This window comes from Microbacterium jejuense (assembly GCF_039544225.1).
GTDB lineage: Bacteria > Actinomycetota > Actinomycetes > Actinomycetales > Microbacteriaceae > Microbacterium > Microbacterium jejuense.
Genome location: NZ_BAABLG010000005.1, coordinates 73917 through 97009, shown reverse-complemented (window position 1 = coordinate 97009; position 23093 = coordinate 73917). Strand labels below are relative to the sequence as shown.

General features: G+C 70.1%; 23 protein-coding genes. 9 read left to right on the top strand and 14 right to left on the bottom strand.

Annotated features, from left to right (window positions below; translation table 11 throughout):
* Nucleotides 1-127 precede the first annotated feature (127 nt).
* From argG to ABEA46_RS10130, 5 genes are all read left to right on the top strand, one after another.
* Entirely contained in the window at nt 128-1570 is a 1443-nt protein-coding gene (gene argG / locus ABEA46_RS10150; RefSeq protein ID WP_345544416.1) for an argininosuccinate synthase, read from the top strand.
* A 76-nt stretch (nt 1571-1646) separates the two neighbouring features.
* The gene (locus ABEA46_RS10145) at nt 1647-2648 is read left to right on the top strand and encodes an NAD(P)-dependent alcohol dehydrogenase (RefSeq protein ID WP_345544414.1); all 1002 of its coding nucleotides are present in this window, start codon (nt 1647-1649) and stop codon (nt 2646-2648) included.
* Nucleotides 2649-2689: 41 nt separating this feature from the next.
* Entirely contained in the window at nt 2690-3337 is a 648-nt protein-coding gene (locus ABEA46_RS10140) for a TetR/AcrR family transcriptional regulator (RefSeq protein ID WP_345544412.1), read from the top strand.
* Nucleotides 3334-4080 carry a hypothetical protein gene (locus ABEA46_RS10135; protein ID WP_345544410.1) on the top strand — a complete coding sequence of 249 codons (747 nt, stop codon included), beginning with the start codon at nt 3334-3336 and terminating at the stop codon, nt 4078-4080. The genes ABEA46_RS10140 and ABEA46_RS10135 overlap by 4 nt, the downstream gene beginning before the upstream one ends.
* Nucleotides 4077-5930, top strand: a complete 1854-nt coding sequence (locus tag ABEA46_RS10130; protein ID WP_345544408.1) for a YhgE/Pip family protein — start codon at nt 4077-4079, stop codon at nt 5928-5930. The genes ABEA46_RS10135 and ABEA46_RS10130 overlap by 4 nt, the downstream gene beginning before the upstream one ends.
* A gap of 51 nt (nt 5931-5981) precedes the next feature.
* On the opposite strand, the gene ABEA46_RS10125 is transcribed toward ABEA46_RS10130, so the two are convergent.
* A complete protein-coding gene (locus ABEA46_RS10125; RefSeq protein ID WP_345544406.1) occupies nt 5982-6326 on the bottom strand; it encodes a hypothetical protein in 345 nt (114 codons plus the stop codon).
* A 234-nt stretch (nt 6327-6560) separates the two neighbouring features.
* Here ABEA46_RS10125 and ABEA46_RS10120 point away from each other — a divergent pair, with 234 nt between their 5' ends.
* Nucleotides 6561-9221 (top strand): penicillin acylase family protein, encoded by a 2661-nt coding sequence (locus tag ABEA46_RS10120; protein ID WP_345544404.1) that lies wholly within the window; start codon nt 6561-6563, stop codon nt 9219-9221.
* Between the two features lie 166 nt (nt 9222-9387).
* On the opposite strand, the gene ABEA46_RS10115 is transcribed toward ABEA46_RS10120, so the two are convergent.
* The 3 genes from ABEA46_RS10115 to ABEA46_RS10105 are packed head-to-tail and all read right to left on the bottom strand — an operon-like array spanning nt 9388 to nt 10491.
* Nucleotides 9388-9834 (bottom strand): hypothetical protein, encoded by a 447-nt coding sequence (locus tag ABEA46_RS10115; protein ID WP_345544402.1) that lies wholly within the window; start codon nt 9832-9834, stop codon nt 9388-9390.
* Nucleotides 9831-10028, bottom strand: a complete 198-nt coding sequence (locus ABEA46_RS10110; protein ID WP_345544400.1) for a hypothetical protein — start codon at nt 10026-10028, stop codon at nt 9831-9833. The genes ABEA46_RS10115 and ABEA46_RS10110 overlap by 4 nt, the downstream gene beginning before the upstream one ends.
* 19 nt (nt 10029-10047) lie before the next feature.
* On the bottom strand, nt 10048-10491 hold the full coding sequence (locus tag ABEA46_RS10105; RefSeq protein ID WP_345544398.1) for a VOC family protein: 444 nt from the start codon (nt 10489-10491) through the stop codon (nt 10048-10050).
* A gap of 129 nt (nt 10492-10620) precedes the next feature.
* On the opposite strand from ABEA46_RS10105, the gene ABEA46_RS10100 reads away from it, so the two are divergent.
* Complete coding sequence (locus ABEA46_RS10100) at nt 10621-11169, top strand: CGNR zinc finger domain-containing protein (protein ID WP_345544396.1); 549 nt, start codon at nt 10621-10623, stop codon at nt 11167-11169.
* 12 nt (nt 11170-11181) lie between these two features.
* Here the strand turns inward: ABEA46_RS10100 and ABEA46_RS10095 are convergent, their stop codons facing one another.
* The 3 genes from ABEA46_RS10095 to ABEA46_RS10085 form a co-directional block, all read right to left on the bottom strand.
* Nucleotides 11182-11622: a VOC family protein gene (locus ABEA46_RS10095; RefSeq protein WP_345544394.1), complete on the bottom strand. Its 441-nt coding sequence runs from the start codon at nt 11620-11622 to the stop codon at nt 11182-11184.
* A gap of 85 nt (nt 11623-11707) precedes the next feature.
* Nucleotides 11708-12163 carry a hypothetical protein gene (locus ABEA46_RS10090; protein ID WP_345544392.1) on the bottom strand — a complete coding sequence of 152 codons (456 nt, stop codon included), beginning with the start codon at nt 12161-12163 and terminating at the stop codon, nt 11708-11710.
* A 770-nt stretch (nt 12164-12933) separates the two neighbouring features.
* Entirely contained in the window at nt 12934-14667 is a 1734-nt protein-coding gene (locus ABEA46_RS10085) for an L-aspartate oxidase (protein WP_345544391.1), read from the bottom strand.
* Nucleotides 14668-14737: 70 nt separating this feature from the next.
* Here ABEA46_RS10085 and ABEA46_RS10080 point away from each other — a divergent pair, with 70 nt between their 5' ends.
* Nucleotides 14738-15703 carry a LysR family transcriptional regulator gene (locus ABEA46_RS10080; RefSeq protein ID WP_345544390.1) on the top strand — a complete coding sequence of 322 codons (966 nt, stop codon included), beginning with the start codon at nt 14738-14740 and terminating at the stop codon, nt 15701-15703.
* Nucleotides 15704-15752: 49 nt separating this feature from the next.
* Nucleotides 15753-16040, top strand: coding sequence for a DUF1905 domain-containing protein (locus tag ABEA46_RS10075; RefSeq protein ID WP_345544388.1), 288 nt, complete (start codon nt 15753-15755; stop codon nt 16038-16040).
* 16 nt (nt 16041-16056) lie between these two features.
* On the opposite strand, the gene arr is transcribed toward ABEA46_RS10075, so the two are convergent.
* The 7 genes from arr to ABEA46_RS10040 are packed head-to-tail and all read right to left on the bottom strand — an operon-like array spanning nt 16057 to nt 22906.
* Complete coding sequence (gene arr / locus ABEA46_RS10070; protein ID WP_345544386.1) at nt 16057-16467, bottom strand: NAD(+)--rifampin ADP-ribosyltransferase; 411 nt, start codon at nt 16465-16467, stop codon at nt 16057-16059.
* A 36-nt stretch (nt 16468-16503) separates the two neighbouring features.
* On the bottom strand, nt 16504-16860 hold the full coding sequence (gene mnhG, locus ABEA46_RS10065) for a monovalent cation/H(+) antiporter subunit G (protein WP_345544384.1): 357 nt from the start codon (nt 16858-16860) through the stop codon (nt 16504-16506).
* Nucleotides 16860-17126 (bottom strand): MrpF/PhaF family protein, encoded by a 267-nt coding sequence (locus ABEA46_RS10060; RefSeq protein ID WP_345544382.1) that lies wholly within the window; start codon nt 17124-17126, stop codon nt 16860-16862. The genes mnhG and ABEA46_RS10060 overlap by 1 nt, the downstream gene beginning before the upstream one ends.
* Nucleotides 17123-17725 carry a Na+/H+ antiporter subunit E gene (locus ABEA46_RS10055; RefSeq protein ID WP_345544380.1) on the bottom strand — a complete coding sequence of 201 codons (603 nt, stop codon included), beginning with the start codon at nt 17723-17725 and terminating at the stop codon, nt 17123-17125. The genes ABEA46_RS10060 and ABEA46_RS10055 overlap by 4 nt, the downstream gene beginning before the upstream one ends.
* Complete coding sequence (locus ABEA46_RS10050) at nt 17722-19308, bottom strand: Na+/H+ antiporter subunit D (protein ID WP_345544378.1); 1587 nt, start codon at nt 19306-19308, stop codon at nt 17722-17724. Before ABEA46_RS10050 ends, ABEA46_RS10055 begins: the two co-directional genes overlap by 4 nt.
* Nucleotides 19305-19937: a Na(+)/H(+) antiporter subunit C gene (locus ABEA46_RS10045; RefSeq protein ID WP_345544376.1), complete on the bottom strand. Its 633-nt coding sequence runs from the start codon at nt 19935-19937 to the stop codon at nt 19305-19307. The genes ABEA46_RS10050 and ABEA46_RS10045 overlap by 4 nt, the downstream gene beginning before the upstream one ends.
* The gene (locus ABEA46_RS10040) at nt 19934-22906 is read right to left on the bottom strand and encodes a Na+/H+ antiporter subunit A (protein ID WP_345544374.1); all 2973 of its coding nucleotides are present in this window, start codon (nt 22904-22906) and stop codon (nt 19934-19936) included. The genes ABEA46_RS10045 and ABEA46_RS10040 overlap by 4 nt, the downstream gene beginning before the upstream one ends.
* Nucleotides 22907-23093 lie beyond the last annotated feature (187 nt).

Here is a 23093-nt window from a genome sequence, read left to right as displayed (position 1 = left end):
AGCCTAGGACCTGTTCACAGCCGATTTCCAGACCCACAGGTGTGACAGGTGTGAATCGTGTGACACCCGTGAGTGGCCACGGACACCGACCCGCGGCATCCGGCACGCCCTCGGTAAGCTGGAGACCATGTCGAAGGTCCTCCAGTCCCTGCCCGTCGGCGAGCGCGTCGGCATCGCCTTCTCGGGGGGCCTTGACACCTCCGTCGCCGTCGCGTGGATGCGCGACAAGGGCGCGATCCCCTGCACCTACACCGGCGACCTCGGGCAGCCCGATGAGGACGACATCGACGCGATCCCGAACCGGGCGCTCGAGTACGGCGCCGAGCTGTCGCGCCTGGTCGACTGCAAGCCCGCCCTCGTCGAAGAGGGCTTCGGCGCCCTCGCGTGCGGCGCGTTCCACATCCGCTCGGGCGGACGCACCTACTTCAACACGACGCCGATCGGGCGCGCGGTCACCGGCACACTGCTGGTGCGCGCCATGAAAGAGGACGGCGTCGACATCTGGGGCGACGGCTCCACCTACAAGGGCAACGACATCGAGCGGTTCTACCGCTACGGCCTGCTGGCCAACCCCGCCCTGCGCATCTACAAGCCGTGGCTCGACGCGGACTTCGTGACGCAGCTCGGCGGCCGCAAAGAGATGAGCGAGTGGCTCGTCGAGCACGGCTTCCCGTACCGCGACTCGGCCGAGAAGGCCTACTCCACCGACGCCAACATCTGGGGCGCCACCCATGAGGCCAAGACCCTGGAGCACCTCGACGTCTCGCTCGAGACCGTCGAGCCCATCATGGGCGTGCGGTTCTGGGACCCGTCGGTCGAGATCGAGACCGAAGACGTCACAGTGACCTTCGAGGCCGGCCGCCCGGTCGCGCTCAACGGCGTCGAGTTCAGCGACCCGGTGCAGCTGGTGTTCGAGGCGAACCGCATCGGCGGCCGCCACGGTCTCGGCATGAGCGATCAGATCGAGAACCGCATCATCGAGGCGAAGTCGCGCGGCATCTACGAGGCACCGGGCATGGCGCTGCTGTTCACCGCGTACGAGCGCCTGGTCAACGGCATCCTGAACGAAGACACCCTCGCGACCTACCACGAGCAGGGCCGTCGCCTCGGCCGCCTCATGTACGAGGGCCGCTGGCTCGAGCCGCAGTCGCTCATGCTGCGTGAGTCGATCCAGAAGTGGGTGGGCTCGACCATCACCGGCTCGGTCACGCTGCGCCTGCGCCGCGGCGAGGACTACACGATCCTCGACACCGACGGCCCGCGCCTGTCGTACCACCCCGAGAAGCTGTCGATGGAGCGTGTCGGCGACGCCGCGTTCGGCCCCACCGACCGCATCGGCCAGCTGACGATGCGCAACCTCGACATCGCCGACTCGCGCGTGCGCCTGGAGCACTACGCGGCGGCCGGAATCATCGGCGGCGCGACCGGCGAGCTCGTCGGCCACCTGGCGCAGGGCGAGGCGGGCGAGATCACCGAGAGCGCGACCCCGCTCTCGGCCGCGGGCGAAGAGCTGGCCGAGGCGACGGATGCCGCGAACGAGGCATCCGCCTTCGACCTCGGCACCGACTGAGCCGAGCCGTCCCGCCCGCCTGCGAGGCCGACCGCCTCGGTGGCGGTGATCCCGCGCGCCGCCTACGCTGGCGGTCGTGAGCCCGGGGATTCCCGCGACGATGCGCGCCGCCGTGCACGACCGCTACGGCGGGATCGAGCAGCTCCGCCTGGAGGACGTGCCGGTTCCGGCGCCGGGCGCGGGTGAGGTGCTCGTCGAGGTGGTCGCGACCTCGATCAACCTCTCGGACTGGGAAGGCCTGCGCGGGTCTCCGGCCTACGCGAGGATCGCCGGCGGACTGCGACGCCCGCGACAGCGGGTCCTCGGATCGGACATCGCGGGCCGCGTGGCCGCCGTCGGCGACGGGGTCACGCGCTTCGGCGTCGGCGACGAGGTCTACGGCGACAACCTGGCGCGCAAGGGCGGGTTCGCGCAGTTCGCCGTCGCGCCCGAGACGGCACTCGCCCGCAAGCCCTCGGGCCTCAGCTTCGCCGAGGCGAGCGCGATCCCGCAGGCCGGGGCGATCGCGCTCCAGGCGGTCGCGCGGGGCCGAGCGGGAGAGCGGATCCTGATCAACGGCGCCGGCGGCGGTTCCGGCGCTTTCGCCATTCAGCTCGCGGTAGCCGCCGGGATGCAGGTGACCGGCGTCGACAACGCGGCGAAGCTCGAATTCATGCGTGAGCTCGGCGCCCATCGGGTGCTCGACTACCGCGCCGAGGATCCGGCGCGACGAGACTTCACCCGGACCGGACCGTACGACCTCATCGTGGACTTCGTCGCGCATCGCTCGGTCTTCGCGTACCGGCGAGCGCTCGCGCCGGGGGGCCGCTACTACGTGGTCGGCGGCACGCTGCGGGCGCTCCTGCGTGTGCTCACGCTGGGCACGATCGTCGGCGCCCTCAGCGGGACGACGCTGCGGGTGCTCGTCGTGCGCGAAGGACCCGAGCAGTTCGCGCCGATGGCGGACATGATTCTTGGCGGCGAGGTCCGGGTCCGGATCGACAGACGGTTCCCGCTGGAGGAGGTCGCCGCCGCGCTGGTGCATCACGGCGAGGGGCGTGCGCGCGGGAAGGTCGTCGTCGAGGTGCAGCCCGCCTAGCTATCTTGCACACCAGTGTGCATGTTATGTACACTGAAGGCATGTCCGACACGACTCAGACGCGCCGTCCGCGCCGTGATGCCCGCGAGAACCGCGCCGGCATCCTGGCCGCGGCCCATATCGCCCTCGCGCACGATCCCCGCGCCTCGGTCGACGCGATCGCTCGTCAGGCCGGCCTCTCGCGCCGCGCCCTGTACGGCCACTTCGACGACCGCGACGCGCTGGTGAGCGAGCTCGTCGCGCAGGGCGCCGAGCGCTTCAACGCAGTGGCCGCCACCATCGACGACACCGATGCCCGCGTCGCGCTCGCCCGACTGGCCGGCGCCCTGTGGAACGAGGCCGCGCACGTGCAGGTGCTCGCCGCGATCGCCCTCGACGAGGCACACCTCGAAGAGACCGCGACCGCACTGGCGCCGCTGCGCCGCACCGTCGTGCGCATCGTCCGCGAGGGGCAGGACGCCGACGTGCTGCGCACCGATGTCGCCGCCCCCACGCTCGCGCGCCTGGTCGAAGAGACGGCGCGCACCGTCATCACCCGCATCGACGCCTCGTCACCCGAGGCGCGCACGCTGGCCGTCCGCGCGGTGCTCAGCATCGCCGGGCTGTCGTGGCGGCAGGCCGCGGCGCTGCTCGACATGCATCCCGAGATCCTCGCCGACGTCGCCCGCACCGAGGAGGCTGGCGCGTGAGGGTCGTGCTCGACGCGGTCGGCAAGGGCCGCCGCGAACACGCGCTTCCCGTGACCTCGACCGCCTACGCCTCCGGCACGGCGACCCTGGTCGTCGCCGAGACCGAGCAGCGTCCGACCGTGCTCGGCCTCATCGCCTCGGGCCGCATGCGTCCCGACACGGGTCGCGTCGAGCTCGACGGAAAGGTGGATGCCTCCGCCCTGCGCCGCCGTGTCGCCCTGGTCGACGCGCCCGAGGTGTCGGAGCCGGAGCCGAACGTCACCCTGGCCGGCGTCGTGGCCGAGGAGCTCATGTTCGCCGGCCGCGCCTCACACCCGATCGCGGTGCAGAACTGGCTGGCCGACAACTCGCTCGCAGAGGCGGCATCCCTTCCCGTCTCGAACGTCGAACCCGCCGACCGCGTGCGCGCCCTGTGCGAGCTCGCCGTGTTGCGCAAGGGCGTCGAGGGCATCGTGCTCGTCTCGCCCGACCGCCACGGCGGCGAGCCGGCCACGTGGTGGGCGATCGCCCGGGAGTTCGCGGACCGCGGGCTCGCGGTGCTCGTGATCGCGGGGCAGGCGTCGGCGCCTGTCGCGCTTCCGGTCGTTGAGCGAGCGGAGCGAGTCGAAACGTCGCGAGCCGATCTCGACAACGACCCGACCGTCGGCCAGGGCGTTTCGTCTCGCTCGTTCCTCGCTCGCTCAACGAGCGGCGGCCCGCACCTTCGCAGGCTCACCGCGCGCACGAGGGGGGGCCGCGCATGAAGGTCCCGCAGATGATCCTCGCCGAGCTGCGGCGACTCACCTCGACGCGCATGTCGCTCATCGCGCTCGTGGCGCTCATCGCGGTGCCGATCCTGTACGGCGGGCTGTACCTGTGGGCCAACCGCGACCCGTACGGCCAGCTCGACCAGGTGCCGGTGGCGCTCGTCGTCGCGGACGCCGGCGCCGAACTGAACGGCGCCGAGCGCAACCTCGGCGACGAGGTGGCCCAGCAGCTCATCGAGGACGGCTCGTTCGACTGGCACCTGACGACCGAGTCCGAGATGACCGCCGGTCTCGACGACGGCACGTACGACTTCGGCGTCGAGCTGCCCGCCGACTTCACCGCGGCCATCGCCTCGATCACGTCGGGAGACCCGCACCCGGCCGACATCGTGCTGCACACCAGCGACGCGAACAACTACCTGGCTTCGACGATCGGCACGCAGGCGGTCGAGAAGATCCGCACGACCGTCACCGAGAAGGTGGTGGCCGAGGCGGGGCTCACGATGCTCGACGCCCTCGACACGATCCGCGTGCAGCTGACCGACGCCGCCACAGGTGCGGGGCAGCTCGTCGACGGGCTCGCGCAGGCCGGCGACGGCGCAGCGCAGCTCACGGCCGGCGCGACCCAGCTGGCAGACGGCACCGTGCAGCTGCGCGACGGCGCCGCGCAGCTCTCGGACGGCTCCGCGCAGGTCGCCGACGGCGCCGCCCAGGTCGCCGCGGGCACGGCGCAGCTCGACGCCATCGCCGACCGGATCGGCACCGCAGCCTCCGACGCGACCTCGACACTGCCGCAGGTGCGTGCCGACATCGCCGCGAAGCTCACCGAGACCGGGCTCGACCAGGCCCAGATCGACGACGTGCTGGCCGCGCTCGATCCCGTGGGCGACCGGCTCACCGCGGTCAACAACCGCGTGCAGGGCGCCGTCGCGCAGATCGATCGACTCGACTCCGGCGCCCAGCAGGTGTCGGCGGGTGCTGCGACGGTCGCCGGCGGCGCCGCGACCCTCGCGGCGGGCACCGCGACCGCCGCCGACGGTGCGGCCAAGCTGCGCGACGGCTCGACGGCCCTCGGCAGCGGGATCACCCAGCTCGAAGACGGTGCGACGCAGCTGCGCGACGGACTCAGCGCGGGGGCCGCGCAGCTGCCGTCGTATGACGCCGACACCAGGGAGAAGCAGGCCGACACACTGGCCGCGCCGGTCGACATCGAGCGCTCGTCGCTCACCCAGGCGCAGAACTACGGCGCGGGACTCGCGCCGTTCTTCGCCGCCCTCGCCGGCTGGATCGGCATCTACGCGCTGTTCCTCATCGTCAAGCCGGTCTCCAAGCGCGCGGTGACGGCGCTGCACTCCCCGATCCGCATCACGCTGGCCGGCTGGGCGACGCCCGCCCTCCTCGGCGGCGTGCAGATGCTCGGGCTGTTCGGCGTGCTCTCGCTCGCCCTCGGCTTCTCGTTCGCGCATCCGCTCGCGACGCTCGGCATTCTGCTGCTGGCCTCGGCCACGTACGCGGCGATCGTGCTCGCGCTGAACGTCTGGCTCGGCTCGGTCGGGCAGTTCCTGGGCCTCGTGCTCATGGTGCTGCAACTCGTGACCGCCGGCGGCACGTTCCCGTGGCAGACGCTGCCGGCGCCGCTCGCGGCGCTGCACCACGTGCTGCCGATGGGCTACGTCGTCGACGCGATGAGACAGGTCATGTACGGCGGCAACGCCGACCGCGTCTGGCTCGACCTCACCGTGCTCGTGGCATGGCTGGTCGGCGCCGGGGTGCTCGCGGCCATCGGGGTGACCCGCATGACCCACTTCCGCACCCTGCGCGACCTGCAGCCGAGTGTGATCGGCTGACACCTCGGAGAAGGGGATGCCGGCGCTCGGCATCCCCTTCTCCATCGCTTCTTACAGCGGGCCGCCGCCTTCGCAGGTGCGGTCGCCGATCTGCGTCGAATCCCCCTGCCCAGGGAACCAGGCCAGGTTGCCGTCGCGGTCCTGGTACCAGAACGCGGGGATGATGTCCTCGTCGTCCTGGTGCTTCTCGTGGGCACGGATCACCGCCGTCTTGTCGGTCTCGATGAAGACGAACGGGTTCTTCGCGCTGTGGGTGGCGTGACAGTACGCGACCCGGTGCGACCCGTCGACGGGCTGCGAGGCGAGTGCGGGTGCGGCGCTCCCGAGCGCGACGACCGCCGTGAGTGAAACGGCCGCCGCCAGGGCGACGGACCGGCGCGAGACGCGCGTGTGCATGGACATAGTGGATCTCCCCCAGTTGAGATCGGACCAGTGAACGCGTCCGAGTCTGGCACTGCCTCCGGGCGACGACAAGGGGCCGGTCGCGTGCCGAAAAGCGAGCAGGATTCGGCTCGGGGCGCGGGTCGGGATACGATGCGGAACAGGCCGCGTGCACCCCGAACGCCTGCGGCACCCCGTCTCGCGGTGTCCGGCACCGCGTGTCCCCCACCTCTGCCCGGAAAGCTCTCAATGTCGAAGCCCCCCGCCTCGCCCTATGCCACCGACGACACCGTTCCGCGCCGCTCCATAGGACGCGGCATCGGGATCACGCTGTTCTCGATCCTCGCCGCGGTGGTGGTGATCGCCCTGGTCGCAGTCGGCTTCGTCACCTACACGGTGCAACGCTCGTTCCCGCAGCTGAGCGGCGAGATCACGGTCACGGGCCTCGACGACCAGGTCACCGTGCAGCGCGACGCGCTCGGCGTGCCCACGATCACGGCGGACTCTTCGCACGACCTGTTCTTCGCGCAGGGCTACGTGCAGGCGCAGGACCGCTTCTGGGAGATGGACTTCCGCCGGCACGTGACGAGCGGCCGCCTGTCGGAGCTGTTCGGCGAGTCGCAGCTCGGTACCGACAAGTTCCTGCGCACCCTCGGCTGGCACGCCATCGCCGAGCAGGAGGTCGAGGCGCTGAGCGACACCGAGCGCGCGTACTACGAGGCGTACGCCGACGGCGTCAACGCCTACCTCGCCGATCACCAGGGCGCCGACGCCTCGTTCGAGTACGCGGTGCTGGGGCTGCAGAACCCCGACTACGAGATCGAGCCGTGGACCCCCGCCGACTCCGTCGCCTGGCTGAAGGCGATGGCCTGGGACCTCCGCAGCAACATCGAGTCCGAGACCGAGCGCGCCGTGCTCGCGTCGGACTACAGCGAAGCGCAGATCGACGAGCTGTACCCGGGCTACCCGTTCGACCGCAACCCGGTCATCGTGCCGAAGATCTCGACCGTCCCCGCGCTCGGCACCGCGCCCGACGCCACGGCCGAGGGCACGACGGACGGCGCGACCGAGGGCGACGCCGCCGGCGACGCGGCGGGCTCGACGGACGGCAGCACCGTGGGGATCGAGTGGACCCAGGTCGACAGTGTGATCGAGGCCGTCGGCGAGCTCGTCGGCGACGCGGGCGAGGGCATCGGCTCGAACTCGTGGGTCGTCTCAGGTGCGAACACCGACACCGGCAAGCCGCTGCTGGCCAACGACCCGCACCTGGGCGCGTCGCTGCCGAGCGTGTGGCACCAGATCCAGCTGAAGTGCGCGGACGTCACCGAGGCCTGCCCGTTCGACGTCGCCGGCTTCTCGTTCTCGGGCCTTCCGGGTGTCGTGATCGGCCACAACGAGCGCGTCGCGTGGGGCTTCACCAACCTCACCACCGACGTCACCGACCTGTACCTCGAGAAGATCCAGGGCGACTCGTACTGGTACGACGGCGCCCTGGTGCCGCTGGAGACCCACACCGAGACCTTCAAGGTGGCCGGCGGCGACGACGTCGAGCTCGAGGTGCGGGCCACGGCGAACGGACCGATCGTGTCGGGCCTCACCGACGACTTCACCGAGATCGCCGAGAACCCGTATGTGGGCACCGGCGGCACGGTGACCGCGCCGCCGGCCGACGCACCCGAGGGCGAGTACGCGGTGAGCCTGCGCTGGACCGCGCTGCAGCCCGGGACGACGGCATCCGCGATCTTCGCCCTCAACACGGCGAAGGACTTCGACGACTTCCGCGGCGCGGCGGCGCTGTTCGACGTACCGGCGCAGAACCTCATCTACGCCGACGTCGACGGCAACATCGGGTACCAGACGCCCGGCAAGCTGCCGATCCGCGGTGCGGCCGACGGCTCGATGCCCCAGCCGGGATGGAGCTCGGCCTACGCATGGCAGGGCTACATCCCGTTCGAAGAGCTGCCGGTCTCGTACAACCCCGAAGAGGGCTACATCGTCACCGCCAACAACGCCATCGTGGGTCAGGACTACCCGCACTTCCTCACGAGCGACTGGGACTACGGCTGGCGCGCCGCCCGCATCACCGAGCTCATCGAGCGCGCCATCGCCAAGGGTCCGGTGACCGCGGACGACCTCAACGCGATCCAGGCCGACAACTACTCCTACATCGGCATGCGGCTGACCGCCGCGTACACCGACATCGAGACGGGCGACACCCGCACCGACGCGGCCCTCGACCTGCTGCAGGAGTGGGACGCCCAGGCGAGCGCCGACTCGCCGGCCGCCGCGTACGCGAGCGTGCTGTGGGACACCCTCGCGCAGAACGTGTTCGAGAAGGGCCGCGAGAACCCCGCGCCGCTGAGCGGTCAGGGGCGCCTCTTCCTGGTCATGGACTCGCTGCTGGCCGATGACGCGTCGCCGTGGTGGACGAACGACGAGCTCGGCGTCTCGGGCATGCGCGAGATGCTCAAGCGGTCGGCGATCGACGCGTACGAGCGACTCGAGAAGGCACAGGGCGACAATGAGTCGCGCTGGAACTGGGGTGCGCTGCACGCGCTGCCGCTCAACAACGGCTCGTTCGGCGAGTCGGGCATCGCACCGATCGAGTGGTTCTTCAACCGGGGGCCGTTCCCGGTCGGCGGCGGCTCGTCGGTCGTGAACGCGACAGGCTGGGACCTCGGTTCGGGGGACTTCGCGACGGTCACGGTGCCGTCGATGCGCATGATCGTCGACCTCGACGACTTCGACGCGTCGCGCTGGAACCAGCTCACCGGCGAGAGCGGCCACGCCTTCCACACGAACTACACCGACCAGGTCGAGTCGTGGCAGAAGGCCGAGCTCAGCCCCTGGGCGTTCTCGAAGAAGGCGGTCGCGGCCGCGACGACCGACACGCTGTTCCTGAAGCCCTGACCCTCGCTCCCCCTGCCCCGTCCGCAGAATCCCCGGTCTCGCCGAGACCGGGGATTCGTGCTGAGGCATGGGGCTTCGCCACGGGTCTCGGCGCGGATCCCCCGGCTCGGCGTGCAGATCCCCGGGTTCGGGATGCCGGTGACCGGGCGGACCGGCCGGCATCGGTTCACCAGCCGACGTCGTCGAGCCCGGTCAGGTCGATGCCGAGGTCGCCGAGGTCGATGGGGCCGTCGCCCCGCTCGGCGACCACACTCGTACCGTCGGCAGGGCCGTCGAGCGCCACATCGGCGGCCCACACGAGGGCACCGGTGACGAGCGATGCGCCGACCAGCAGCGCCACCCACGCCCGCAACGGCCAGGGCCTGCCATCGGCTGTCGGTGCGGCATCCGTTTCTCGAACGCTGCGCCACGGACGCGGGCCCGGGCCGGTCGCCGCGCGCAGTTCGGCAGCGTCGATCAGCAGACCGACCAGCACGTCGAGCTGACCAGGTGTCAGTTCGTCGAACGCGGCGGCGAGCTCGGGGGTGAGCGCCGACCCGCTGTCGCGCAGCGCGACGAGGTAGCGCGCGAGAGCGGCATCGTCGTCGAGACCGGGGCGGCGGTCGGCGCTCACGAGGTGCTCCGGGTGATCGTGTACCCGCCCGACGCGAGCGCCTGGGCCATGTACGCGGCGTACCAGCGCGGCCAGTCCTCGTCGTACACCCCGCCCAGGTCGTCGCGCTCATGCTCGCCGTGTGCGGAGGCGGTGCGGATCAGCAGTTCCCGCAGGAAGGTCTCGGCGTCGGGCACCGGCGTCTCGTGCGACATCGTCAGGTCCTCTCGGCGATCAGCGGCCCGGTGCCCGCGTGACGATCTGCTGCAGCACCCAGCCGTTGCCGTCGGGGTCTGCGAACGAGGCGTAGGTGCCGTAGCTGTCGGTGGCCGGGTGCGGACCGGCGACGCGGTTCTCGGCGCCCGCCCAGTGGAAGATGCCGTCGGCGTCGTGCCACAGCTCGCTGACCTCGGCGCCCCGCTCGATCAGCTCGGCACGGGCCGCCGCGATGTCGGTCGTGATGAGGTGCAGTCCCTGCGTGGATCCGGGCTCGGCGGTTGTGAGCTTCTCGCCGAAGATGATGGATGCCGCCGACCCGGGCGGCGTGGCCTGCACGACGCGAAGCCCGCGCTCGGAGCGGAAGTCCGCGTCGAGACGGAAGTCGAGCGCTTCGTAGAAGGCCTTCGAACGATCGACGTCCGAGACGGGGATGACGACGACTTCGAGCTTCAGGTCCATGGATTCTCTCCTCATTCGTCCGGTGCGTCACCGGTCTGACTGGTGACTACCTTGCTCCTTGAATCGTCACCTGTCAAGCAGGTGACGAACATTCGGCCGCATCGGCGAATCACCTGTCAGAATGGTGATGTGATCCACGCCTTCCCCTGCGGCACGCTCGCCCTCGACTTCGTGGGCACGTTGCGCGCGCGACGCAACGACGAGCCCACCGAGAAGCTCACCGTGCCGACCGACCTCGACGCGTGGTTCGTCGAGTCGGGTCTCGTGCCGCGGGCCGAGGCATCCGATCCGTCCGACCTGGAGGCCGCGGTCGAGGTGCGCGAGGCGATCTACGCGCTCGTGTGGGCGCGCCTGCACGACCGCGCGCTGCCGGCCGGCGCGGTGACGACCCTCAACGCCGTCGCGGCGCAGCCGCCGCTGGCCGCCGCCCTGACGCCCGACGGCTGGGCGCGCTCGGGTACGCCCCGGCAGGCGCTGTCGCACCTCGCGCGCGAAGCGGTCGAGATCGTCGGCGGCGAAGAGGCCGCGCTGCTGCGCGAGTGCGCACGCCCCGAGTGCACGCAGGTGTACCTCGACACGTCACGCGGACACCGGCGCGAGTGGTGCTCGATGGCGACGTGCGGCAGCCGCATGAAGGCGAAGGCCTACCGCGAACGCCGCAAGGCCGACGCTGCCTGAGCCGGGTCAGAGTCAGCCGAGGCGCTCGGCGAGGGCGACCGTGATCCCCTCGGGTCCGCGCACGTAGGCCATGAGCCAGATCCCCTCGTACTCGCCGATGCCGCCGATCAGACCGAAGCCCTCGTCTGCGAGGCGGGCGACCTCGGCGCGCAGGTCGTCGACCTGGAACGCCAGGCTGCGCAGGCCGAGCTCGTTCGCCATGGCAGCGGGCGAGCCTTCGACCGGGTCGGGGCGTACGAAGCTCGACAGCTCGACGCTCGTACCGCCGCCCGGCGGGTGGAGCATGACGATCTCGGTGCGCGAATCCGGGATTCCGCACACCGTGTCGATGAACTCGCCCTCGACGAACGTGCGGCCCTCGATCTCGAGACCGAGCGCGACGAAGAACGCCGTCGCCGCGTCGAGGTCGCGGACCGTCACGCCCACGTGGTCGAAGGTGGTGATGGGCGCCATGGCGTGGCCTCCTGTGCTCGTCGTCCCGTGCGCTGCACGTCGGAGCCTACGGCCGCACCATGGCGCCCGTAGAGTCGCCGGGTTCTCACCCGCCGAGGTCTGTCGAATACGGCAGCATCAACCACACTCCAACGCTCGGACAGGCGTCAGGTATGAGCACGTCGTCGGGCACGTGCTCGCCCTTCCTGTAAATGTGCGCGGCCTGCATATGGATCTGGTCGCCGACCGCGAACGTTGGTTCGTCGAGTTCGAGAATGTCAGGGGTGACGACCGAGATGTTGCCATCCGCATCAAGCGTGCTCCCTAACGGCACAGCGAGAATCATGGGCGATTCGTCGTACCCGGGTAGCTCAACTCCGACGCAGCCGTCGCCGAGATCGATGACATCTGCTGGTTGAGCGATCGCCAGAATGCCTTGAGGTGCCGGATACACCGCTACCTGCACGGCTCCGTTGTCGAGAACTTCCGGGGAGCCAGCGCAGGACGCCAAGGCACCTGCCGCAAGCAGCAGGACGAGCGCACCCCACGGCCGCATGGTCACCCTGTAAAGACCACCGTGTTCAGTAGGTTCACAGCGCCAATTCTCGTAAAGAAGGACCGGGTGGCGCCACCGACAGGGCCGTAACCATTTGAGATGCCCTTCGCGCCGTTCCCGTAGAACCACGGTCCACCGCTGTCGCCTGAGACAACAATGTTTTCTGTCGATGCGTAGAGGCCGCAATAGCCCGCATTGCAGTAACCGGTGCCGTACACCGTGCTGCAGTTATAGCCGGTGGTCCGCCCGTACTTGCAAACCACCGTACCTACTCCAGGGTTGAGGCCGCTGTCCGCGTATCGAAACGCCCCAGGGCTGTATTGAAAGGCGTTGGAGGGCGACCCCGACGTGGCCGCAGACCATCGGAGGTCTCCGTTACCCGAAGCAAGCACAGCTACCGGGCTGAAATTGGCACCGTCGTAGATCGAGATCGCAGGGCAGTGTGCAGCTCCGGTGATTCCGTACGTCGACCCTGAGCGAACGACGAATGCGGCCGTGCAGCTGCCGGTGATCATTCCGCCGCGGTACGCGAGACCACTATCCAGCGACCCGACTGAACGCAGTTCGATCGACCCGGCGTAGTCACCCGCCCGGCGGTCCATCTGCAGTGACTCATCGAGGCTGCCGACGTACTCGATGACGACCTTGCCTGTCTCAGATCAGCACCCGAACTTCTTTGTACGGTTTTGGGCGTCATGCGAATCGACGCCCCTGCTAAGTAGTGTCCGGCACCTTCCGATCTGGGACACCTCAGGCCAAGAACGTTCGATCGACCCCTATTCGACGAGCTTGCCGACGACCGACACCTCGCGCATGAGCGCGGCGATCTCGTCCGGGATCGGCGGGATCGCCTCGCGCACCACACCCGTCTCGGGCGACCAGACCAGGTTCACCTGGAGCTCGGGATCCAGGTCGGGGTAGTCGCTGCGGTTGTGGCATCCACGCGTCTCACGCCGTTCGAGAGCTGCTTCGAGGGTCGCGCGGGCGGCGAGCGCCGCCGACTTGAGGTCGAACGCGTGCGCGAGGTCGTGGAACCCTGCGATGTCGGGGTGCACGCCGATGTCGGCCATGCGCGCCTCGATCGCATCGAGCTCGGCGAGGCCCGTGAGCAGCCCCTGCTCGTCGCGCACGACGCCGGCGTGCTCGGTCATCACATCGCGGATCGCGCGCTGCAGGGCGCGGACGTTCTCGGTTCCGGATGCCGCCAGCAGGCCTGAGATCTCGCTCCGGGCCGTCTCGACCGACGCCGCCGAGCGCTGCTGCGCGGGCAGGGCGGCCGAGTACGCGGCCGCCGCCTGGCCGACGATGCGGCCGAAGACGAGCAGCTCGATGAGCGAGTTGCCGCCGAGGCGGTTGGCGCCGTGCAGACCCGACGAGGCCTCGCCGATCGCATACAGGCCGGGCACGTCGGTCGAGTGGTCCGACGAGCGCACCCACACGCCGCCCATCGAGTAGTGCGCCGTCGGCGCGATCTCGATCGGCTCCTTCGTGATGTCGAGCATCTGCAGCTCGAGCATCGTCTGGTACACCCGGGGCAGGCGGGTCATGATGACCTCGCGGGGCAGGTGCGAGACGTCGAGCCACACGCCGCCGTTCGGGGTGCCGCGGCCCTCCTTGATCTCGGTGTAGCAGGCGAGGGCGACGCGGTCACGGGTCGACAGCTCGAGGCGCTCGGGGTCGTACTTGTGCATGAACCGCTCGCCCAGCCCGTTGCGCAGGATGCCGCCCTCGCCGCGCGCGGCTTCGGAGATCAGCGTGCCGGCGGCGTTCTCGGGCTCGATGATGCCGCTCGGGTGGAACTGCACGAGCTCGGGGTCGCGCAGCCTGCCGCCCGCCTCGACGGCGAGGCGGAACGAGTCGCCGGTGTTCTCGTCACGGCGCGACGACGTGCGGCGCCAGATGCGGTTGTGGCCGCCGGCGGCGAGGATGACGGCATCCGCGTGGATCAGGTAGCGCGTGCCGTCTTCGAGGTCGAACCCGTACGCGCCGAACACGGCGCCGTCGTCATTCACGAGGATGCGCGTGACGTAGACGGTGTCGAGGATCGGAACCCTGAGCTGGGCGGCGCGGTTCACGAGCGTGCGCTGGATCTCCAGGCCGGTGTAGTCGCCCGCGAAGGCGGTGCGGCGGTACGTGTGCGCGCCGAAGAAGCGCTGCGAGATGCGGCCGTCGTCCTCGCGGGCGAACGGCATGCCGTAGCGCTCCAGGTCGTCGATGCCTCGGGCGGCGCCCTTCGTCACGACCTCGACGGTCTCGGGGTTGGCGAGCAGGTAGCTCTCTTTGAGGGTGTCGGCGGCGTGCTGCTGCCAGGTGTCTTCGGGGTCCATGGTGGCCAGCGACGCGTTGATGCCGCCGGCGGCGAGCGAGGTGTGGGCGTCAGACTTCGGGCGCTTGCCGAGGGCGAGCACGTCGACGCCCGCCTCGGCGAGCTCGATGGCCGCGCGCAGGCCCGAGCCTCCGGTGCCGATGACGAGGACGGTGGTGGACAGCTGACGTTCTGAGGGGGTCACACGAAGACGCTAGGTCGATCCTTTCGATTACTCCAATGCATAATGTTGGTCATCTCGATGCGGTTAGGCTATGGATGTGAATCTGGAGCAGCTCAAAGCCTTCGTCGAGGTGGCTCAGGTGGGCAACTTCACACGTGCCGCCGAGCGCCTGCATCTGGCCCAGCCGTCGCTGAGCCGCCAGATCACGGCTCTGGAGCAGGACCTCGGCATGGAGCTCTTCCACCGCGCCCGAGCCGGGAGCACGCTCACCGTCGCCGGCGAGTCGCTGCTCCCCCTCGCGCGCCGCATGCTCGCCGACGCCGACTCGGTGCGCCGTGAGCTCGCCGAGCTGGCGGGGCTGCAGCGCGGCCGCGTGCGGCTCGGCGCGACACCGACCCTGTGCGTGAGCCTCGTCGCCGAGGTCTTCACCGCCTTTCACGCCGCGCACCCCGCCATCGAGCTGCAGATCTCGGAGCATGGGTCGCGACGGCTGCTCGAAGAGCTCGGCGCGGGCGAGCTCGACCTCGCGCTCGTCACGACATCCGACTCCGCGCCACCCGAGCGCTTCACCGTGACCCCGCTGCTGGTCGAGGAGCTCGTCGTGATCTCGTCCAGCGGCGCTCCGCCGGTGACGGCGGGCGATGCCATAGAGCTCGCCGACGTCGCTGCGCTGCCGCAGGTCGTGTTCAGCCGCGCCTACGACCTCCGCGCCGCGACCGACGCGGCATTCCGTGCCGCGGGACTGACACCGCGCGCGGCCGTCGAGGGAGCCGAGATGGATGCCGTCCTGCGATTCGTCGAACGCGGGCTCGGGGTCGCCATCGTCCCTGCGATGGTCCTCGTCGAGCGGCCGGGCCTGCGTGCGGTGCGGCTGCGCGACTCCACCCTCACCCGCACGATCAGCCTGGCGCGTCCCGCCGACATGGCCCCGACCTCGGCCGTGGCGGTGATGCAGCGCACGATCGCGCGCACGGCCGGCGAGCTCGCCGCCGCGGCCGGCGAGACGATGCGCCCGGCCGCTGTCGATCAGGGCGCCACCCGATCGTCATCCCCGTGAGGGACCGCCGCGAGACATACTCGTGACGGACGCACCGACGGAGGACGCCATGGCTCGCACGACCGGACCGCTCGACATCCGCTTCACCGCCACGCTCGGCAAGGTGCGCGAAGGCGACACCTGGACGTGCGTGCAGCTGCCTGACTCTGCAACGATCTTCGGCACCCGCGGGCTCGTCAAGGTGTCGGGTACGGTCGACGGCCACCCCTTCGACGGCGCATTCATGGCGCTCGGCGACGGCACCCACAAGCTGCCCATCGCCTCGGGCATCCGCCGGGCGATCGGCAAGACCGACGGCGACGAGGTCGAGGTGCACCTCACCGAGCGCCGGTCCTGACGGGCGGCGCGGCCCGTCAGTTGATGATCGCGCCCCGCTCGTCCGCGGCCAGTTCGGCCAGGCGGTCACGCCACTGCTGCAGCGCCTCGGGCGTGAGCCGCGCCCAGTCCACGACCTCGCCGACGACCCGCAGCGGCTCCGTGCTCCGGTACGACCGCGTCGGGTTGCCCGGGAACTTCTTGTCGGTGACGTTCGGGTCGTCCTCGAACGGACCGGTCGGCTCCACGAGGTAGACGCGCGGCTCGCCGTCGCCGGCGGCGAGCTCCGCCGCCAGCCCGGCCCCGTCGCGCAGCGCGGTGAAGTAGATGTGGTTCATCACGATCTCGGGCCGGTAGTTCGAGCGGAACCCGGCGGTCAGCAGCTCGCCCTCGCGCAGGTCTGCCTTCGTGCCGTGGAAGAACGGGCCCTCATCCAGCGGTGTCGTCACCGGGCCAGCCTAAGCGGCTCTCGCCGGGCGCGCGCCTCAGCCGCCCGATGCGGGGGGCGTGCGCTTGGACTCGGCGAGCTCGTCGACGTGCAGCGACGCCTCGTCGATCGTGCCGTTGCGGTACGCCTGGCGTCCCACCATGTGCGCCGACAGCGGCGCCGTCGCCAGCTGGATCAGCACCACCGGCACGAGGAACGCGACCACCGGCCACGACCGCAGCGACAGCGCGACCGCGAGGCAGATGAGGATCAAGCCGAGCACCTGCGGCTTGGTCGCCGCGTGCAGGCGGGTGGGCACGTCGCGGAACCGCAGCACGCCGATGGCGGCGGTCAGGCACAGCAGGGCCCCGATGAGGATCAGGATCAGAGCGGCGACGTCGAGTGCGGCATCCATCAGCGTTCCTGGTCCCTTCTCGCGACGAACCGCGCGATCGAGATCGACCCGAACACGCCCACCGCGGCGATGATGAGCAATACCGGCAGCGTGCGCGTGTGGTGGTTGATCGCCATCTCGGCGCCCAGCACGCACATCACCTCGGTGAGCAGGACGTCGGATGCCACGGCCCTGTCGAGGATCGACGGCCCGATGACGATGCGCCACAGCGTCAGCAGCGCGGCGATCCCGAAGATCACATAGATCGCGATCAGCAGCACGTTCATCGCGCACCCCCTCCGACGGTCGTGGAGCGCCGGCGTGCGGCATCCCTCATCGCCTCGACCTGGGCGCGCGAGCCGACGGCGCGGACGATCCGCTCCTCCCAGTGGTGCACGCTGGCGCGCTGCTTCTCGACGTCGGCGTCGTCGTGCACGCCGATCACGTGCAGGTACAGGATGCGCCGATCGCGGTCGGTCTCGACGATGAGAGAGCCCGGGATGAGGGATGCCGTCACGCCGACGTGCGTCATGATCAGGTCGTCGTCGGTCACGAGGTGCACCGCGATGATCGCCGTGCCGGGGCGGTGACGGAAGTCGAGCACCTGCCACGCGACGGTGAGCGAGCCCTGCACCACCGCGACGAGGAACTCGACCACGAAGACGAGGCCCCACCACAGGTTGACGCGGCCGGACAGCTCCACCGGCGGCAGACGGAACACGCGCGTGACGATCAGCGCCGCGATGAGCCCGGTGAGCAACGCGAGCCACGTGAACTGGCCCCACAGCAGCATCCACAGGGCGATCAGCCACACGAAGAACGGCAGCTGGCGCCACGCCGTGGCGACCGCGCGGCGCAAGCGGCTCTGGGGCGGGTCGGGGCTCACGGCGCCTTCTCCGTCCCGGACGAGTCGTCCTGCAGCTGCGTGAGCGACACCGGCTGCAGGAGCGCCTCGCCGATGCGGTTGCACACGTCGTAGAGGGGCCCGGCGAACACCGTCAGCGCCACTGTGATGGCCACCATGCCCGTGGTCGCGGCGGTCATGATCTTGGGGATCACGCGACGCTCGGTCTCGACGCCGGCGGGTGCGGCGCCGAGGTACGAGATGCGCGCCTCGGTCTCGGCCGAGTCCTCGTCCTCGCGCCAGAACGACAGGTTCCACGCGCGCATGAGCGCGTAGAGGGTGAGCAGCGAGGTGACGATGCCGCCCACCATCAGCACGATCATGATCGGCGTGCCCACCTGCGCGGCCGCATCGAACAGGGCGTATTTGCCGATGAAGCCCGAGAAGGGCGGCAGGCCGCCGAGGTTGATCGCGGGGATGAAGTACAGCACGGCGATCACCGGCGCGGCCTTCATGAGGCCCTTGACCCGCAGGATCGACGTGGATCCGGCTCTTCGCTCCACGAGGCCGACGGCGAGGAACAGGGTGGTCTGCACCACGATGTGGTGGACCATGTAGTAGATCGTCGCGCCGATCGCCGCGGGCGTCGCGATCGCGAGCCCGAAGATCATGTAGCCGACATGGCTCACGAGCGTGAACGACAGGATGCGTTTGAGCTCTGCCTGCGCGACAGCGCCCAGCACGCCGACGATCATGGTCGCCAGCGCGACGAACATGAGCAGCATGTTCACGTCGTTGTCGAGGAACATCTCGGTCTCGGTGCGGATGATCGCGTACACGCCGACCTTGGTCAGCAGGCCCGCGAACACCGCAGTGACCGGTGCCGGCGCCGTCGGGTACGAGTCGGGCAGCCAGAACGAGAGCGGGAAGACGGCGGCCTTGATGCTGAACGCGAGCAGCAGCATGAGGTGCAGCACGAGCTGCGTCTGCTGCGGCAGCTCGCCCATGCGCTCCGAGATCTGCACCATGTTGACGGTGCCGAGCGCGCCGTAGATCATCGCGATCGCGGCGAGGAAGAGGATCGACGACACCAGCGACACGACGATGTAGACGACGCCGGTGCGGATGCGCGACTCGGTCGACCCGAGGGTGATGAGCACGTACGAGGCGACGAGCAGGATCTCGAATCCGACGTACAGGTTGAACAGGTCGCCCGCGATGAACGCGTTGAAGATGCCCGCCCCGAGGATCAGGTACGACGGGTGGAAGATCGAGACGGGAGTGTCGTCGTCGCCGTCCGCGGCGCCCTGGCCGATCGAGAACAGCAGGACCGCGAGCAGCACGACGCTCGAGACCACCACCAGCAGCGCCGACAGCCGGTCGACGTACAGCACGATGCCGAACGGGATCGGCCATCCGCCCACCGACACTGCGATCGGCTGGTCGCCGGTGTCGACGACGTACAGCAGGATCGCCGCGATCACGAGCACGGCGGTCAGCGTGACGACCGACACGACGACCTGCGTCCGGCGGTGGCGGCCGGCGATGAGAGCGATCGCCGCACCGAGCAGCGGCAGCGTCACCAGCAGCGGGACGAGCGCGGGGGCGATGGTCGTCAGATTCATTCGTCGCCCCTCTCGTCGCGTGTGGCGTCGTCACGTATGCCGTCATCGGAATGGATGCCGTCACCCGTGGTGTCCGCAGCGGTCCGGGTGGCGGCCGGCATCCCTCCGCCCTGTTCGGGGCGGTCGACCGGCGCATCGTCGCGGAGCCCCGCGAAGTCGCGGGCGCCGAGGATCGTGATGGGCGCCGTGGCCGTGCCGACGAAGTCGGTGGTGGTCTCGTCGTCGGCGTCCTCGATCTCGATCTCTTCGTCGATCGCGTCCTCGGCGAGCGCTCCGCGCTCGCGCACCTCGAGATCGGCCTCGTCGTCGGTCACGGTGTCGGCCTGGCCGAGCTGCCACGAGCGGTAGATGAGCGCGAGCAGGAACGCCGACACCGCGAACGTGATGACGATCGCGGTCAGGGTCAGCGCCTGCGGCAGCGGGTCCGACAGGTCCTCGACGTCCTTCGCCGCCCCGAAGAACGGCGCGACCCCGGGAGCGCCCATGACGATGAGCAGCAGCAGGTTGGTCGCGTTGCCGAGCAGCAGGAAGCCGATGAGCACGCGCGTCAGGCTGCGCTCGAGCATCGCGTACACGCCGCACGCGAAGAGCACGGCCATCACGATGATGAGGATGAGCGACACGTTCACGGCACGCTCACCTCCTCCTGCGAACCCGGTCCCTGAGCCCCTTCCGGTCCCTGAGCTTGTCGAAGGGCGAGCGCCTGACGGTCCACCTCGGCGCCGAGGCTGCGCAGCACGTCGAGCACGAGGCCGATGACGACGAGGTATACGCCGATGTCGAACAGCGTCGACGTCACGAACTCGACGTGACCGAGCACCGGGATGTCCGCATCCCAGAAGTAGCTCGTGAGCGGCTGGTCGCCGAAGAACACCGGCACGACGGCGCACGCGACCGCGATCGTCATGCCGGTGCCGAGCAGGCGTCCGGCGTCGGTGGGCGCGGCGGCGCCGAGCTCGTACCTGCCGCCGGCGATATACCGCATGACCAGGGCCATTCCGGCGACGAGTCCGCCGGCGAAGCCGCCGCCGGGCAGGTTGTGGCCGGCGAACAGCAGGTACAGCGACACGATGATGATCGTGTGGAACAGGATCCGCACGATCACCTCGAGCATGATCGACCGGTTCTCGGGCCGCACGCGCTGCCCACCGACGAGCCATGCCGTGCGGCCGCTGCCGCTCGCGTCGCCGCGCTGCCGCAGACCGTCCGACGTCTCGACGAGCGGCCGCCGGGAACGGGTGGCGCCCGTCGGCAGCGACGAGATCGCCCGCGACAGCGTGTCGGCGCGATGCGTGACGAACACGAGGGATGCCACACCCGTCGCGGCGAGGATCAGCACCGACAGCTCGCCCATCGTGTCCCAGCCGCGCAGGTCGACGAGGGCGACGTTGACGACGTTCTTGCCATGGCCCAGCTCGTACGCGAGGTCGGGGAAGCGCTCCGAGATCGGCTTCTCGACGCGGGCGCTCGTGGCCACGATCGCGACGACGGCCATCGTGAGGCCCACGGCGGCGCCGAGCACCGCCCGCGCGACCGGCCACACCGAGGCGTTGTGCTCGCCCATGCGCGACGGGATGCGGCGGAGCACGAGCGCGAAGGCCACGAGCGTCACCGTCTCGACGAGGATCTGGGTGAGCGCGAGGTCGGGGGCGCCGCTCGTCGCGAACAGCAGGACCATGCCGAGGCCCGTCACCGACACCAGCACGACGCCCGTGTACCGCTTGCGGGCGCGGATGGCGATGAGGCCCGCGGCGATCATGATGGGCGCGACGAACAGCTGCATCGGGGTCTGGTACGCGTCCAGCTGTGCGCGCCACTCGTCGCCCGCGAGCAGCGCCGTGGCCTCGGCGGCGACGAACACGACGAAGATCGTGCCGACGTACACCGGCAGCGAGCCGCGCTGGGTGAGGCCGGTGACGACCACCGACAGGCGCGCGATGGCACGGAGCGTGCCGTTGTACGCGTCGGCCGCCGTGAAGGGCAGCAGACGCTTCGCGGGCCGCCAGCCGTGCGTCAGCCAGAACACGACGGCGCCGAGGGCGATGGAGGCGAGCGAGATCCACAGCGCCGGCTCGAGCCCGTGCCACAGCGCGAGGTGCGCTGCGTGCTCGGGCGCCGGCACCCCCGGCGTCGACGCGGGGGCGGTGTCGGCGTAGGGCGCGAACACCTTGTCGAGCCACGGCGCCGCGACTCCCGCGACCAGCGTCAGCCCCGACAGCACGATGGGTGCGACGAGGAAGCCGATCGGCGGATCGGGCCACTCCGTGTCGGGCAGGCGGTCGCCCGCCGCGTCGCGCTTGGTCGCGAAGGCGCCCCACAGGAACCGGATGCCGTAGCCCGCCGTGAGCACCGAGCCCAGGGCGATCCCCGCCACGGCGACGATGCCCCACACCGCGCCGCCCATCGCCTCGTCCAGGAGCGCGGCCAGTGCGCCCTCCTTCGCGACGAAGCCGATCGTCGGGATGACCCCGACCATCGAGGCCACCGCGATGATCGAGAAGGTCGTCATGACCGGCGCCTGGCGTCCGACGCCCGAGAGCTCGGTCAGATCTCGCGTCGACAGCTGCCGGTCGATGACGCCGACGACGAGGAACAGCGCCGACTTGAACAGCGCATGGCTCAGCAGCAGCGCGAGACCGGCGAGGGCGGCATCCCTCGTCCCGTACCCGAGCACGACGGTGAGCATGCCGAGCTGGCTCACCGTGCCGAACGCGAGCACGCGCTTGAGGTCTGTCTCGCGCAGTGCCTGGAAGCCGCCCAGCAGCATCGTGAACACGCCGAGCGCGACGACGATCGGGCGCCACGGTGCGGCGATCGCGAACACCGGCGCGAAGCGGGCGATGAGGTAGATGCCGGCCTTGACCATCGCCGCGGCGTGCAGGTAGGCGCTGACCGGTGTCGGCGCGGCCATCGCGCCGGGAAGCCAGAAGTGGAACGGGAAGATCGCCGACTTGCTGAGCGCGCCGACGAGGATCATCACCAGCGCGGCATTCACGACGCCGCCTGTGGGTGCGTCGGCGAGGATCTGCGAGATGCTCGACGTGCCGGCATCCACGACCAGCAGCACGACGCCGATCAGCATCACGAGACCGCCGAGCGTGGTGACCAGCAGCGCCTGCAGCGCGGCGCGTCGACTGGCTGCGCGGCCGTTGTAGTAGCCGATGAGCAGGTACGACAGGACGCTCGTGATCTCCCAGAACATCACCAGCACGACGAGGTCGTCGGTGAGGACGAGCCCGTACATGGCACCGGCGAACGCCAGCAGCACGGCAGCGAACTGCCCGAGGTTCTCGCGCTTGCCCCGGAAGTACCAGCGGCAGTAGATCATCACGAGCGCGCCGACACCCGTGACGACGAGCGTCATGAGCCACGACAGTGTGTCCATGCGCATCGACAGGTCGATGTGCAGCGACGGGATCCAGGCGTATGTCTCGAACGGAATGTCTCCGGCCATGACTGCCGGGGAGAGCAGCGCGGCATGCACGAAGCCGGCTATCGGCAGGATCGCGGCGATGTAGAACGCCCGAGCCCCGATGCGCGACACGAACCACGGGAGCAGGAGCGGGAGGACCGCGAACGCGCCGAGCACGAGGAGCATCCATGGCCTCCTCGGGGTCGTCGGCCGGCGGGCGTCCGGGCAGGACGGCAGACCATGGCGATCGGGGTGTCTGAGTCCATTCTACGGGGCGCATCGCCTCGGCTCGCGCCCGCACCTCGGATATCGCCGCCCTTCACCCCCTGTTCGTTCGTCACCTGTGCACGGTTTTCGGGCTGTTTCGCGTGCA

What these genes read in the sequence shown, in the direction of transcription:
- ABEA46_RS10125 (WP_345544406.1), bottom strand. Translation starts at nt 6,326, where the DNA reads ATGCACACGCGCGTCTCGCGCCGGTCCGTCGCCCTGGCGGCGGCCGTT.
- ABEA46_RS10110 (WP_345544400.1), bottom strand. Translation starts at nt 10,028, where the DNA reads ATGTCGCACGAGACGCCGGTGCCCGACGCCGAGACCTTCCTGCGGGAA.
- ABEA46_RS10060 (WP_345544382.1), bottom strand. Translation starts at nt 17,126, where the DNA reads ATGAACGTGCTGCTGATCGCGATCTATGTGATCTTCGGGATCGCCGCG.
- ABEA46_RS10105 (WP_345544398.1), bottom strand. Translation starts at nt 10,491, where the DNA reads ATGGACCTGAAGCTCGAAGTCGTCGTCATCCCCGTCTCGGACGTCGAT.
- ABEA46_RS10075 (WP_345544388.1), top strand. Translation starts at nt 15,753, where the DNA reads ATGGCTCGCACGACCGGACCGCTCGACATCCGCTTCACCGCCACGCTC.
- ABEA46_RS10050 (WP_345544378.1), bottom strand. Translation starts at nt 19,308, where the DNA reads ATGAATCTGACGACCATCGCCCCCGCGCTCGTCCCGCTGCTGGTGACG.
- mnhG (WP_345544384.1), bottom strand. Translation starts at nt 16,860, where the DNA reads ATGGATGCCGCACTCGACGTCGCCGCTCTGATCCTGATCCTCATCGGG.
- ABEA46_RS10140 (WP_345544412.1), top strand. Translation starts at nt 2,690, where the DNA reads ATGTCCGACACGACTCAGACGCGCCGTCCGCGCCGTGATGCCCGCGAG.
- ABEA46_RS10130 (WP_345544408.1), top strand. Translation starts at nt 4,077, where the DNA reads ATGAAGGTCCCGCAGATGATCCTCGCCGAGCTGCGGCGACTCACCTCG.
- ABEA46_RS10040 (WP_345544374.1), bottom strand. Translation starts at nt 22,906, where the DNA reads ATGCTCCTCGTGCTCGGCGCGTTCGCGGTCCTCCCGCTCCTGCTCCCG.
- ABEA46_RS10095 (WP_345544394.1), bottom strand. Translation starts at nt 11,622, where the DNA reads ATGGCGCCCATCACCACCTTCGACCACGTGGGCGTGACGGTCCGCGAC.
- ABEA46_RS10080 (WP_345544390.1), top strand. Translation starts at nt 14,738, where the DNA reads ATGGATGTGAATCTGGAGCAGCTCAAAGCCTTCGTCGAGGTGGCTCAG.
- ABEA46_RS10120 (WP_345544404.1), top strand. Translation starts at nt 6,561, where the DNA reads ATGTCGAAGCCCCCCGCCTCGCCCTATGCCACCGACGACACCGTTCCG.
- argG (WP_345544416.1), top strand. Translation starts at nt 128, where the DNA reads ATGTCGAAGGTCCTCCAGTCCCTGCCCGTCGGCGAGCGCGTCGGCATC.